This window comes from Krasilnikovia sp. MM14-A1259, from assembly GCF_047159535.1.
GTDB lineage: Bacteria > Actinomycetota > Actinomycetes > Mycobacteriales > Micromonosporaceae > Actinoplanes.
On record NZ_BAAGAJ010000002.1, the window covers coordinates 6,493,016 to 6,506,284 of the forward strand.

Genomic DNA, 13,269 nt, shown 5'->3' on the forward strand with positions numbered 1-13,269 from the left:
TCCGTCACTTGCCTCCGTTGTCGCGGGAAATGGGCAGGTCAAACGGTCTGCCGAAGGCGATACGACGGAACGCGTCGATCTCCCTCATGTGAGCGTCATGGACGTACGGGGTGAGGGCGGATACTGCCGCACTTTGGCATGCCGGAAGGCCGATCTCCCAGAGGGGATGGCCGGTCGAGGGCATTGGCGCATCGGCGTCCCAGCCGAGCAACTGACACATAAGCCGAGCTGTTCGGCGAGCTGCTGGGCGACCGAGCGCCCACATCGGGTCCGCGTAGAGGGCTCGAATATCCCAAAGGTCGCCACGGTCGGGTCCAAGGATCTTGACGGTCTTGTTGCCCTCCCGAAGGCGCGCAAAGCGGTCCAGAGTGAGCCGGAACTTGTCGCGGCGGATGGCTAGTGGGATCTGCTCCAACGCACCGATGCTCTCCTCCGCCAGGCTCTCGACGGCTCTGCCGCCGTGAATCCTCTTGGCGTCAGCCGCCTCGATGCCACGGTTGACCGCCTCCTCCAGCTCATCTCGCCATTTGAAGGACCCGACGCCGGTCGGCCACCAATCAAGGAAGGAGTCGGCGTCCTTGATCTCGGGACGCTCCCTCAGCATGCCTGCCGGCTCCGGGAGGCCGGCCGACTCGTACCAATCGGCAAGCTCGACACGGCCTAACCAGTCGGCCATTCGGAAGAGGACGTCACGCTTGGGTCGCCCACACGCAGCGGCCATTGCAAGATGCAGGACGGCTGGTCGGATGTTGGAGTCCACCGCCTCGTACAGATTGACGCCCCACGCCTCCAGCACCTCGGAGTAGTGGAAGTCCCCGGTGTGCGTGCCGACCGGCAGGCTCAGCGCTTCGGCATAGGCCGCCACGAACGGATGGGCCTCCGCATCGGGCGCGTCCTCGTCGTCGTCCAGGACCATGAGCCGGCCGGTCAGCGTGCGGTGTAGAGGAATCCGGAGCTTGCCGGATTTGGCCCAGTTGTAGGCGGTCCTGCGGGGGATGCCTTGCCGATCGGCCCACTGAGACAGGGGTGTAGGTGGCATGGGAACTACAATGGCACAGATGGCACAGTGCCATCCAGTGCCTACTGTGCCATTTGCGCCAAGCTCTTACGGGGACATACCGGAGAATTAGGGGTTTAGCTCGTACTTCAGGGCAGGAACTTGCCGATATGGGAAGCCCGCGGCGAGCTAACTCAGCTCGCGCAGCCGGGAGCTGAGTTCCCGCAGCGAATCGATACGCAGATGGGCTCGCTGCACCTCGGGCTGTCCGGCGTAGTAGTAGCCCCACGGGCCACGTCGGATGAACACCGTGGTCAGGCCCGCGTTCAGCGCTGGGAGGATGTCGTTGTCGAGGCGGTCCCCGACGTACGCGATCTGCTCCGGTGCGCAGCCTGCCGACTCGATCAGCTTGGCGAAGAACTCGGTCCCGGGCTTTTCGGCCTTCCAGTCGTCCGACGTGGCGATGAGGTCCACGCCGAGGTTCAGCTCGTGCAGCAACCGGCCGGCCCGCGCAGTCTGGTTGCCAGCGACACCGACGAAGTACCCGTCCGCCTTGAGCTGGGCCAGGCACTCGCGAACATCCGGGTACAGGTCCCGCCCGTTGAAGTGCTCCGCCAGGCCGGCCTCGGCCCGGCGCTGCCGCTCCAACGTGAGATCGAACCCGGGCCGGAAGTGCTGGAACACCTCGCGGTAGTCCCGTCCCTGAGCGATGACCTGTCCGAACACCGCCGAGAACGTGTGCCGGGGTACGCCCAGCCAGTCGGCCCAGGTGCCGTACTCGGTGGATTCGTTGATCAATGTTTCGCCCACGTCGAAGTACACGGCGCGGATCGGTCCTGGCGTGCGGCTCGGGTTTGTCATGCGATCAGCGCACCCAATCGTTCATCAAGGTCGACAACTGCGGACGTATGCTCCCACGGCTTCACCTGCTCCCGAAACTCACGGAGCCGGTCCCCGGCGGTGGCGTACCCGGCCATCGCCAGAGCCGTGGCAGCGTCCACGGCGAGGTCGCACGCCCGTTCGAGCTGCACCTCCTCGCCGAGGTGCGAGCTTGCGATGTCCAGCAGGAACACCGCCCGCTGCTTGACGGCGCTCGGACCAACGCCCCTCAGTGCCGCGGTAAGGGCGGACCGAGCCTCCTCGGCACGACCGAGCTGCAGGAGCGCCCGTCCACGGAAACCGTCGAGTCGGTCGCCGGAGTAGTAGTCGAACCATCCAGGCGGCGCGGCATCGGCCGGTCGCGTCAGCAGCTCGGTCGCTCGGTCGAGCGCCAGGAGTGTGCCAGCGGCGTTGACCGGCGTCAGGATCTCGGATTCCACGGCGGCGATCCAGGACTGCACGAGGGGAACACCGGCTCGGCCGGCATGACGGGCAGCCCCGCCGAGGTAGTCGACCGCGGCCGACGGATTGGCCTCAGCCGCCGGAAGGAAGGCCAGATGGCAGAGAGCTGCCGCGGCGAGAAGGTCGTCGTCCGCCTGGGTGGCCGACTCGTGGGCAAGTCCGTAGTACCCCCGAGCTTCCGTAGGCAGGTGGAGGTCGAAGAAGGTCAGCCGACCGGCCAGGGTCGCTGTTTCGCTACGGGTACGCAGCACACGACGCTTGAGCGCCCCGTCCGGCAGCTCGCGTAGAAGGTCGATCGCCGCATCAAGGTGGTCCCGCACCAACGTCAACAGGTCACGGGGATCGCTGGCGCCGTGGTACAGGTGGCGGTAGACCTCCGTGCTGCGCTCCAGGCGGGCCACGCGAGGATCCGGGGCCCGCATGTCGTGATCCATGAGAGCGAGCGGAGAGGCCGCCATCGCCTTGATGGCTGTGCGCCGGCGCATATCGTCCTCCTGCTGTTCCGGTCCACTCGGTGGCGCTGACGCCCGACGATATGCCGCCACGAGTTGGCCGTCCGTGCCCAGTGCACGGTCGCACACCTCGGCGAGGTCCGCGGATCCGGGTTTCTCACCGCGTTCGACCTGACCGACGTACGTGAAGTCGTAGCTGGTCAGAGCCTGCAACCGCCGCAGCGACAGACCTCGCCTCTGCCGGCTGTTGCGCAGCGCCTGACCGAAAGTCTCGCCGTCCACCTGATCCCCCTGACCAGAGACGGTGTAGGCCACCGTGGGCCTACACCGAGTGGCTTTCGACGCACACACCGTACCGGCCAAGCTCGATCGCAAGGAACGGGGACATCGAGATCGATCAACGGAGCGGCCAATGTCGACACTGCAAGCGGTGGCACCGGCCGCCCTGCCGGTCCTGGCAGACGAGGTGAGTTGGCAACATCCCGCCGCAGACGCGACGGGGAAGTGCCGAGGCTGCCGATGGCACTGGCCCTGCCCGGCGAGACGGCTGGCTGCTTCCGTCGAGGCCCTCGCCGGGACGCTCGCCGGCACTTCGTCCAAGTCTGCCGTCGCGGAGGGGAAGGTAGACGGCAGCGGCACCACCCGATCGCCGTCCGTTGCACCCGTCCGGCTGGACCAGGCCCGTGTTCTGGTTACAGGTGGGGCCGGCTTCGTCGGCGGCCACGTCGTCAACGAACTGTTGAGCCACACCCGCGAGGTCGCGGTCCTGGACGACTTCAGCGCCGGGACCTGCGACAACCTCAGGCAGGCGCAACGCCGTGGCCTCCGGTCGGAGGCTGTCTTCGCCGCGGACGTCCGGTCCGACGATGTGAACCGCATTTTCGAGACATGGAGACCCTCGATCGTGGTCCACCTGGCGGCCCAGTCGAAGGTCGCCAGCTCGATCAGCGATCCGGTCACCGACGCCGCGGTCAACGTCACGGGCACAGTCAACGTGCTCACGGCCGCGGTAGAACACCGGGTCGAGCGGGTAGTGGTCGCTTCGAGCGGCGGCACGATCTACGGGCAAGCCGGCCTGGACGGTCAGCCTGTTTCAGAAGACGCGAAAGGCACCCCGTCCAGCCCGTACGGCACCAGCAAAGCCGCGGCGGACCAGTACGTCCGGCTGTTCGCCGAGCTGTACGGCCTCCGCACCACCAGCCTGGCCTTCGGCAACGTCTACGGCCCTGATACCGCGGGTGGCCTCGGTAGCGGGGTGGTCGCGTCCTTCATCAGCCGAATCCTGGCGGGTCTGCCACCCCGGATCCACGGTGACGGCCAGCAGACCCGGGACTTTGTTCACGTCCGCGACGTGGCACACGCCGTCGGGCTCGCCTGCATCTACGGCCCGGTGTGCCGACTCAACGTCGGGTCAGGAGTCCCCACGTCCCTCATTCAGCTACTTGCCCTCGTGGGCCGCCTCGCCGGCACCAAACCGAACGCTGAGTTCATGCCAGAGGCGCGCGGCGAGGTCCGCCACATCCAGCTCGACACGGCCCGTGCCCGCCAGCTCCTCGGCTGGCGCCCTCACATCGATCTACCGACCGGCATCCGGCAAGTCATCCACGCAGCTCGCACCAACGTCACCGCGCCCTGAGCAACGGAAGGAAGACCATGACCACCCAGCTCTCCATGACACCACTGCCCTGCACCACCGGGGGCGAATCTCGGCTGACCATCGAAACCGGCATCAGCAAGGCGCCCGCCCTGTCGATCATCGAACGCAAGGGATTCGGGCATCCCGACACCCTCGCCGATCACCTTGCCGAGGAACTCTCCCGGGCCTACGCCCTGCACACCAGGGACGCGGTGGGCGCCATCCTGCACCACAACTTCGACAAGCTGGCGCTCCTTGGCGGTTCCTCGCAGGTGCGATACGGGGGCGGCTGGATGGTCGCCCCGGTGCGAGTGCTGGTCAACGGGCGGGCCACGCGTCGTTGTGGATCGGTCACCGTCCCGGTGGACGACATCATCCAGGAGACCGTTCGGCGCTTCATGCAGCGCAGGCTGCCTCATCTGGGCGACCGCTTCGTCGTCGAGTTGAACGTCACGTCGAACTCAAGCCCGGGAGCGGTGCATACCGGAGCCCACGAGCCTGAGCGAACGTCGTGGTTCGCGCCGACCTCGGTCGAGCAGCTCCGCGAGCACCGCGTGCTGCTCTCCAACGACACCTCGATCGGCACCGGGTGGGCGCCGCTGAACGAGGTTGAGCAGTTCGTCCTCACGCTCACCGACGCGCTGTCCGGCGACAGCGACTTCCGTCGGGACCGGCCGTGGTGCGGCACCGATGTCAAGGTGATGGCGCTCGCCGACGAACGCCGAGCCGATTTCGTCTTCTGCGTGCCGCAGATCAGTTCGCAGGTGCCGAGCCGGTCGGCATACGTACGGAACACTGCCGAGATCGTCGAGTTCGCCGAGGACCTCGGCCGACGGTTCCTGCCGGATCGAAAGGTCGGGCTCACCCTCAACGCGCGTGACCTCGTGGAGCGGGACGAGATCTACCTGACGGTCACCGGAAGTTCGATCGAATCCGGCGACGAGGGCGTGGTGGGCCGCGGGAACCGGGCATCTGGCCTGATCACACCGCTACGGCCGATGAACCTGGAAGGCGTCAATGGCAAGAACCCCGTCTACCACGTCGGCAAGCTTTACAACATCGCTGCTCAACGGATCGCGGCCATCCTGCAGGAGCAGTTCGGAGGATTCGTCGAGGTCCACCTGATCAGCGCAACGGGTCAGGCGCTCGCGTCACCCTGGCAGGCCGTCGTCCGGATGACCGGCACCGATATCGACCACCAGGCGGTCGAGGAACGCGTCCAGCACGAACTGGACCGCTTCCCGGCGCTGACCGAAGACCTGCTTGCCGGGCACGAGCGGACCGCGTGAGGAGCAGAAACATGATCGTCGGAATCTGCGACTACCCTTCCGCCTACGCGTTCCCGCCGCGCGGCTACGGCAGCATCGAGCGCTGGTTGTGGGCCGTCGCGGTCGGCGCCCAGGAGTGGGGCGCCACCGTCCATCTCCTCGGGCCGCAATGGCGGACGGACCTACCGCCGACCTTCGGCCGCCTGGATCTCCGGCTCGAAGACCTTCGAGCGCCAGACAAGCGCCTCGATGCGTTGGTTGGGTTGGGCCTTGACCTGATCGTCGCGGGCCACGAGTACCCCGCACTGCCCGCGTGGCGGTGGACCGCGGAACGACTCGGGTGCACCATCGCCACGTTTCAGCATGATCCCCGCTTCGTCCATCCAGCCGGAACCTTCGACGGCAGCCGTACCCGCCTCTACTGCTACTCGGACGAGATGGTCCAGCTCTACCGGGCGCACCATCCGCGCCCGGAGTTGAGCGTCCAGATTGGCACGGATGAGGAACCGCTTCCCGCCCGTGAGGGTGACTACCTGGTCTGGCTGGGGCGGATCTGCGCGGACAAGGCACCGCACCTTGCCGCTCGCGTCGCCGCCCGGCTGGGCCGGAGGCTACGCCTCATCGGTCCTGTGCATGACCGCGAATACGTCTTCCAGCACGCAGCCGACTTTGACACCGCCGAGGTGGCGTGGGTGGGCGAGCTGGGCGGCATGGAGAAGTCCAAGGCGCTGGCCGAGGCCGGCACCCTCGTCTACACCTGCGCGCCCGACTACGTCGAGGCAGGTGCGGCCGTCTTTGGTGACGCCATCCGCGCTGGCACTCCGGTCGCCGCGCTTGCCTGGCGGCCCGGAACCTGCCCTGAGGCCGCGCTGTGCCACGACACGGGTGCGGTCGCCGTCATACCGCCCGGATCCGGTGAAGCAGCCGCGGTGGAGGCGCTCTGCGCGGCTGTCACGGCCACCGATCGCATGGACCCGGGTACGGTGCAGCACGTCGGTCTTCGGCGCTTCGATCCCGTCCGTCATTTCGAGGCGTTGGCGGGCCTACGGTGAACGCCTTGACGGTAGAGCTGCATACCGCGCTTGTCGCCAGGTTCGAGGACCGCTGGGACATCGGGGCCGACGCGGATGGGTTCCGCATGGTGCCGCGCCGACGTACGCTCGCCGGTCGACGACGATCGTGTCCCTCACCTGCGCAGCTTCTGGACGGTCTTCGCCGTGCCCTGGCCGGCGTCGGCCTGCGCGTCGGTGACGCGCTGCTGCCCCAGCGCTGGAACCGCGACACGGACCTGACCATCTCCGCGGTCCAAGCGCTGGATCCCTGGCTGAAGGACCGTAGCCCTTTCGTGTGGCGCGAAGGCTTCCTGGCGCAGCCGGTCGTGCGGTTCACCGGAAGCCGGGCAGTCGACGGCCGCCTTGAGGACGGCTACCTGACTTCGTTCGCCAACGTCTCCTACGTCCAGCGGGTCGGCTCCGCGGACGATCATGTGCGTCTGCTCGACGGCTGGCTGTCGGCGCTCTCGGCCATCGGGATCCATGCCGGCCGCCTGACCATTCATGGGTCCCTCCGCGCCTGGCAGAGGCCCCCGGTTTCTGGCATCACTTTGTTCATCGACTGCGACGGGCGGGGGCTCGGGGACGCAGTCCTCCTGTGGAACACCACCGACCGCCGCTTCATGGCTACGGACATCGGCAGCGGCCTGGAACGGCTGCGATGGCTTCTTGGAGCGCGAACGTGGTCCGAAGCCGCTTTCGGTGATCTCGGCAGTCGGCACGACCTTGCCCTCCTCGACGCCACGCGTACCGCAGTCCTGCTGATCATGGCGGGGATCAAGCCAGGCCCGCGCGGGGTGGGCTCGGCGCTCCGCTCCGTCGCCCAGGACATCGACACCACGATCGCCGCGACGGGCCTCGGCCGGATCGTTCGGGAACACCATCGCTACTGGAACTGCCTCGGACTGTCCGGTACGCCATGGCCACACACAGCAACCCGGCTCGAAGCGGAGGTCCTGCGCCGAACTCGACCTTCCTCCGGGTACCCGCTCAGGCAGGTCGCCTGATGAGCAGCCAACCCAACGGCGTAGGAACCACCATGAAACTGCCCGCGGGAGTGACCTACCGGCTGACCCAGCATTATGGCCCAAGCATCCGGCCATGGCTCGCGTCCGCTCCCCGACAGGCCACCGAGATGGCCGCCTGCTGGAACGTCGAGCTTGACGGCTTCCATGACGACGGCTGGACCTCGGTGCTGGCACACGGATACACCGGGGGCGGCCAGCCCGTCATGATGAAGCTCATCCCTTCGCAATCGCGCTTCAGCTCCGAACTGGCCGCGCTCACCCATTGGGCTACCGACGGCCCGAGCACGGTGTTGCATCACGACCGCGCTCAGCGCATACTCCTGCTGCGCGCGATCGGCGGCGCACCAGGCGGAGGACCACGCCCGGCCGACCATCAGCTGCGGGTCGCCGCAGCCATGCCATCGCTCCATGCTCGTCCCGCACCGGCGACGACGGACCTTCCCGCGCTGGCCGACAACTTCGTCCGCGAGATCCGACCCAGGTTGCTGGCCATCCACCGCCGCGGGACGCTCGGCACGTCCATTCCGATCGACAGGCTGATCAGAGCCTGCGAATGGTCCCTGCGCGGAAACCAGACGCCTGTCGTGCTGCACGCCGATCTTTATGAGGCCAACGTCCTGTTCGACACGGCTGGCGTGCCGGTCTTCATCGACCCCCGAGGACTGCGAGGGCCTGCCGCCTTCGACTGGGCCTTCTGGTGCGCGTTCTACTCGCCAACGGGGCTCGACGAGCGTCTCGCGTTGGCCGGCAGGACCAGCGGGATCGATCGACGCCTGGTCCTGACGTGGGTCGCTGTCGTCGCGCTCAACGGACTTGCGCACCAGATCAACACGGACGACCGGGACGGCGCACGCCGAAGCCTTGCGCTCCTGCGAACGCCGGCCGTCCAGTCCCACCTCCGGGAGCAGCCTTGACGGTGACCTACCTGCTGAGGCGCGGGCGTACCAGCCTTAGCCGCTCGTACACCGCGAACGGTGATCCGTCGCGGATGGTGTTCCTGGACGACGTGGGCATCGAGCAATGCCGCCGCGCCGCAGCGGAACCGTCGGCGGCGAGGATCGCGACGTGCGTCGTGTCGGAGTTCCCGCGTACGCGGCAGACCGCAAGCCTCATCGTGGCGGAGTCCGTTCCGCGGATGATCGATCCGAGGCTCAACGAAATCAGCTACGGCCGGTTCGAGAATGGCCCCTGGATGACCTACGGGACATGGCTGCGGGATCACGGAGCTGACGTCGCACCGCCGGGCGGAGAGTCTCGGCGCGCAGCCGCCCACCGGATCATGGCCGGTCTGCGTCAGCAGCTCGCCATGCCCGGCCCGCGGCTCGTTGTCGGCCACGGACTCATGATCTCGATGATCTTGCAACTCATGCGGAACGGGTCGCTCGACGACCACGACCTCCCGGAAAGCCCCTACGTTCACGCGCTGCCGCTCGCGGATCACCAGCTTCGCGAACTGATCGCCGGCGGAATGAGTCGCGATGGAGGCATTTGAGGGATGTGCTTGGGCGCCTGGCAGGCCAGGTGCACTAACCTGATGAATCGGCTGAACACCGGACGGAGCGACGATGCACGACCCGAGGCACCTGCTCGACCCCGCGACCGATGCTGTCCGCAAGCTGGCCCGGCGGGGGTACAGCCTGGACATGGAGCTGTTGCAGAGGCTCTCCTCCGACCGCAACAGCGCCATCCAGAACGCCGACAACGCGCGGGCCGAATCGAAGCGGCTCGCCTCCGCCGTCCAAGCGGCGGCCCGTAAGGGTGAACCGACGGAGGATCTCGCGGAGCAGGCGCGAGCGGTCAAGCGGCGCATTCAGGAGCTGGAGGAGACCAGCAGCGCGAATGATGCCGCGCTGCGCGACATGCTCCTGCAGATCCCCAACCTTCCCGAGGACCGCTGTCCCGACGGCGACAGCGACGAGTTCGCCGTCGAGATCCGCCGCGAAGGCACACCTCCGGTGTTCGACTTCGACCCGGTGGACCACGTTGACCTCGGCGAGCGCCTCGGCATCTTCGACTTCCCGGCGGCGACGAAGCTGTCCGGTCCACGGTTCGCCGTGCTCAAGGGCGCTGGCGCAGCGCTGGAACGGGCGATCGGCCAGTTCCTCATCACCAAGCAGACGCGGCAGCACGGCTACGTCGAGCACGCCGTCCCGTCGCTGGTGACGCGCGAAACGATGACCGGCACCGGGCAACTCCCGAAGTTCGAGCAGGACCTGTTCAAGACATCCGTGGGTGACCGGGAACTGTTCCTGATCCCCACCGCGGAGGTGCCGCTCACCAACCTCTACGCCGGCACAGCGATCAAGGCCGACCAGTTGCCCGTCGCGCTGACGGCCCACACGCCGTGCTTCCGCTCCGAGGCGGGTTCCTACGGGCGCGATACCCGTGGGCTGATCAGGGTCCACGAGTTCTCCAAGGTGGAGATGGTGCGGATCTGCCACCCTGACGAATCGTCGAAGGAACTGGAGATCATGCTCGGGCACGCTGAGGCCTGCCTGCGCGATCTTGGCCTGGCGTATCGGGTGGTAGCTCTCCCTGCCGGCGACATCAGCTTCGCTGCCCAGTTCACGTATGACATCGAGGTCTGGATCCCGACGCAGGATCGCTACCGCGAGATCTCAAGCTGTTCAGACTGCTCGACCTTCCAGGGACGGCGAGCGAACATCCGGTACGTCGACCGCGACGGCAAGCGTGGCTTCGCTGCAACGCTGAACGGCTCCGGGCTTCCGGTCGGTCGAACGCTTGTCGCCATCCTCGAACAGAACCAGGAAGCCGATGGCAGCGTGCGCATTCCCGAAGTCCTGGTTCCGTACACCGGATTCCGTCGAATTCTCCTCAGCGGTCTGACCGAGTAACATACAGTCACGACGGCTCTGAAACTGTGGCGCAATCTCAGCTGCTAAGACGTAGCGGTGCCAGCGAAACGGGGTAGGGGGTCATACCCCTACCCCGCGAAGCGATGACAGTTGGCGAATGGCTCTTCAGCTCAACATCACAACAAGCTGCGAAGCCGACTGGGGCCGGAGGCCCCTCGAAGGCGTAACGCCTACACAGCTTCGGTTGATCGAAACTTCTTTACCCTCCACCTCTTTCCGCCGGTGATACAGAGCGCTGGCCCGCATCTTCATCGGCAGCGGATTCCCGTGGGCCATCCCGCACACGTTCCGGCGTACCGTAGCGACCCTGCTCGATCAGGCGGGCGTGCCGATCGCTCAGATCGCCGACCAGCTTGGCCACGCTGATCCGGCCATGACCGCCAGCGTGTACCTTGGCCGCGATCTCATGGGCGACAAGCCCTCGGTAGCCGAGCACCTGTGACGCTCAGACGCCAAAACGGGTAACAAAACAGGTAATAGAACACCCAGGCGACGTAGCCGATGGGGCGAATGCCCTGGTGGATACGAGTAGTGGCGCGCCCGGCAGGATTCGAACCTGCGACCGACGGATTAGAAGTCCGTTGCTCTATCCGCTGAGCTACGAGCGCTGGCCAGCACATACTAAGGGCCCCAGGCGCGGCTGACGAGCCTGATGTCACGCGGTGGGGGCCTCGACCTCCGGGTCCGCCGCGTCCTCCGGTGCCGGCGGCACCACGATCTCCGGCGTGCCCGGTGCGGGCAGGAACGCATCCACCCAGCGGCCGAGCTCGCGGAACACGTCCGCGCGAACGTCCTTGCCGGAGAGCGTGAGGTCGTGCATGCCCCCGTCGATGCGGGTGATCGTGACCCTCGGCCCCAGCTGGGGAGACCAGCGCGCGATGTGCTCCACATCGAGCACCGCGTCGGTCACCCGGGCGTCCTCGGACCAGGCGCGGCCCCGGAACGTCCGGGTCGAGCAGGCGACGAGTACGGGTACGTCGATGGCCAGGCCGGAGCGCAGTTTGCTCTGGCCACGCCGAATCGCATCCAGCCACCCGTACCGGACGGGGAAGCCCAGCAGTGGCTTCCAGGCCAGGTCGTACGTCCACTCGCCACGGTGCTCGCTGTGGATGCTCTGGCCGTACAGGCCGAGCCCGGCCACCGGCATCACCCGGTACGGCCAGCGGCGGTTCGCGCCCACCGCGATGCTCATCAGCGGACGGCGCAGCAGCCACGGCACGTTGAAGTCGAAGAACGGGCTGTTGAGGAACAGTCCGTCGACGATGCCCCGGCCCTGCCGTGAGTGTGCCCACAGTGAGGTGATCAGCCCACCCGTGGAGTGGCCGATGACCAGCATCTGGTCGTGCCCGTCGACCTCGCGGATGATTCGTGCTGATTCGTCCAGCTCGGGGTAGTACTCCGTGAGGCTGCGGCAGAAGTTGGGGGTCTGGTGCTCGAGCAGACTCCGGCCGTATTTGCGCAGGTCGAGGGCGTAGAAATCCCACCCGCGAGCGACGAAGAAGTCGGCCAGGTGGGTCTGAAAGAAGTAGTCCACGAAGCCGTGCACATACAAAATCGCGCGCCGCGACGGGACCTCTGCGCGCCGGCGGACGAGCGTGGCCACTACGGGGCCTTCGTCGTCGCTGCCCAGGTCAATGGTGTGCCGCTCGTACGGCGGGCCCAGGACGTCCATATCCACCCCGCCAGGTTACCCGCCGGTACCCCCTGCTGGTCCATACCAGATCAGGATGGATTCCACGGCCTGTCCACAGGCGGCCCCCGTCCACAGCCTGGGGCCGCGCGCCGCGCCGGTGCCGCGCGTTCTGCGGGACGCTGCCTCCCACATCCGAACGGTACGGACGAGCGGTAAGGAGAGGCAGTGTTCGACACAAACATCGTCGTGGTGGGCAACGTGCTCACCGCCCCCGAGTGGCGTCGCACCAGCAACACCAACTCCCTGGTCGCCAACTTCCGGGTGGCGTCGACGGCACGTCGCCTCGACCGGGACAGCGGGCGCTGGGTCGACGGCAACCACCTGCGCGTACGGGTCACCTGCTGGCGCAAGCTCGCGGAGGGTGTGGCCGCGTCGATCGCCGTGGGAGATCCCGTGATCGTGGCGGGGCGGCTCTACACCCGTGACTGGACCGACAGTGAAGGCAACCAGCGCACCACGTACGAGATGGAGGCGGTCGCCGTCGGTCACGACCTGGCCCGTGGCCGGAGCAGGTTCCAGCGCAATCGGCCGGTGCCCGGCACCTCGGCGATGGCCGGCCCGGAGGGGGACACCCAGGTCCGCGGCGAGGCCGCACACCTGGTGCCTGAGAACGAGGCACCCGTCCACTACGGCGACGGCCTCCCGGGCGAGGACGACGGGTTCCTGGACCTGGCCGGCGCCGCCCCCGGCGGGTTCGACCCGCACGCCGAGGGCGCCGACGGCTACCCGCCGTCCGGCACGCCAGCGCAGGACCCGCTCGACGTGCCACTGGATGCCGAGCCCACCGAGGGCGACGACATCGAGATCGCGGTCGAAGCGCTGCCGTCCGACCAGGGCGCCGCCGAGCGCGCGGGTGTGCGCCGCTCGCGCCGACGCCAGCCCGTGCCCGCCTGATCCATCAACCGCCCCCCACGCGCCGCCGTTCC

Annotated in this window: 13 protein-coding genes and 1 tRNA gene; 9 read left to right on the forward strand and 5 right to left on the reverse strand. The window is 67.4% G+C overall.

Going from position 1 to position 13,269, the window contains the following annotated elements:
• Positions 1 to 4: 4 nt before the first annotated feature.
• The 3 genes from ACMCNK_RS29525 to ACMCNK_RS29535 all read right to left on the reverse strand — a co-directional run bounded on the left by ACMCNK_RS29525 (position 5) and on the right by ACMCNK_RS29535 (position 3,153).
• Positions 5 to 1,039, reverse strand: coding sequence for a hypothetical protein (locus ACMCNK_RS29525; protein WP_412739608.1), 1,035 nt, complete (start codon positions 1,037 to 1,039; stop codon positions 5 to 7).
• Between the two features lie 147 nt (positions 1,040 to 1,186).
• Positions 1,187 to 1,858, reverse strand: coding sequence for an HAD family hydrolase (locus ACMCNK_RS29530; protein ID WP_412739609.1), 672 nt, complete (start codon positions 1,856 to 1,858; stop codon positions 1,187 to 1,189).
• Positions 1,855 to 3,153 carry a helix-turn-helix domain-containing protein gene (locus ACMCNK_RS29535; RefSeq protein WP_412739610.1) on the reverse strand — a complete coding sequence of 433 codons (1,299 nt, stop codon included), beginning with the start codon at positions 3,151 to 3,153 and terminating at the stop codon, positions 1,855 to 1,857. The genes ACMCNK_RS29530 and ACMCNK_RS29535 overlap by 4 nt, the downstream gene beginning before the upstream one ends.
• Before the next feature lie 49 nt (positions 3,154 to 3,202).
• On the opposite strand from ACMCNK_RS29535, the gene ACMCNK_RS29540 reads away from it, so the two are divergent.
• From ACMCNK_RS29540 to ACMCNK_RS29575, 8 genes are all read left to right on the forward strand, one after another.
• Positions 3,203 to 4,426, forward strand: a complete 1,224-nt coding sequence (locus ACMCNK_RS29540; protein WP_412739611.1) for an NAD-dependent epimerase/dehydratase family protein — start codon at positions 3,203 to 3,205, stop codon at positions 4,424 to 4,426.
• 17 nt (positions 4,427 to 4,443) lie between these two features.
• On the forward strand, positions 4,444 to 5,715 hold the full coding sequence (locus ACMCNK_RS29545) for a methionine adenosyltransferase (RefSeq protein WP_412739612.1): 1,272 nt from the start codon (positions 4,444 to 4,446) through the stop codon (positions 5,713 to 5,715).
• 11 nt (positions 5,716 to 5,726) lie between these two features.
• A complete protein-coding gene (locus tag ACMCNK_RS29550) occupies positions 5,727 to 6,746 on the forward strand; it encodes a hypothetical protein (RefSeq protein ID WP_412739613.1) in 1,020 nt (339 codons plus the stop codon).
• Positions 6,747 to 6,751: 5 nt separating this feature from the next.
• Complete coding sequence (locus tag ACMCNK_RS29555; protein WP_412739614.1) at positions 6,752 to 7,753, forward strand: hypothetical protein; 1,002 nt, start codon at positions 6,752 to 6,754, stop codon at positions 7,751 to 7,753.
• Positions 7,754 to 7,785: 32 nt separating this feature from the next.
• Complete coding sequence (locus ACMCNK_RS29560) at positions 7,786 to 8,688, forward strand: aminoglycoside phosphotransferase family protein (RefSeq protein ID WP_412739615.1); 903 nt, start codon at positions 7,786 to 7,788, stop codon at positions 8,686 to 8,688.
• A gap of 2 nt (positions 8,689 to 8,690) precedes the next feature.
• Positions 8,691 to 9,266, forward strand: a complete 576-nt coding sequence (locus tag ACMCNK_RS29565; protein ID WP_412739616.1) for a histidine phosphatase family protein — start codon at positions 8,691 to 8,693, stop codon at positions 9,264 to 9,266.
• 73 nt (positions 9,267 to 9,339) lie between these two features.
• Positions 9,340 to 10,629, forward strand: a complete 1,290-nt coding sequence (gene serS, locus ACMCNK_RS29570) for a serine--tRNA ligase (RefSeq protein WP_412739617.1) — start codon at positions 9,340 to 9,342, stop codon at positions 10,627 to 10,629.
• A gap of 295 nt (positions 10,630 to 10,924) precedes the next feature.
• Complete coding sequence (locus ACMCNK_RS29575; protein WP_412741032.1) at positions 10,925 to 11,092, forward strand: tyrosine-type recombinase/integrase; 168 nt, start codon at positions 10,925 to 10,927, stop codon at positions 11,090 to 11,092.
• A gap of 90 nt (positions 11,093 to 11,182) precedes the next feature.
• Here ACMCNK_RS29575 and ACMCNK_RS29580 read toward each other — a convergent pair.
• Both ACMCNK_RS29580 and ACMCNK_RS29585 read right to left on the reverse strand, forming a co-directional pair.
• Positions 11,183 to 11,258 (reverse strand) — tRNA-Arg (locus ACMCNK_RS29580).
• Positions 11,259 to 11,305: 47 nt separating this feature from the next.
• Positions 11,306 to 12,328, reverse strand: coding sequence for an alpha/beta hydrolase (locus ACMCNK_RS29585; RefSeq protein ID WP_412739618.1), 1,023 nt, complete (start codon positions 12,326 to 12,328; stop codon positions 11,306 to 11,308).
• 180 nt (positions 12,329 to 12,508) lie between these two features.
• On the opposite strand from ACMCNK_RS29585, the gene ssb reads away from it, so the two are divergent.
• Positions 12,509 to 13,237 (forward strand): single-stranded DNA-binding protein, encoded by a 729-nt coding sequence (gene ssb / locus ACMCNK_RS29590; RefSeq protein WP_412739619.1) that lies wholly within the window; start codon positions 12,509 to 12,511, stop codon positions 13,235 to 13,237.
• Positions 13,238 to 13,269 lie beyond the last annotated feature (32 nt).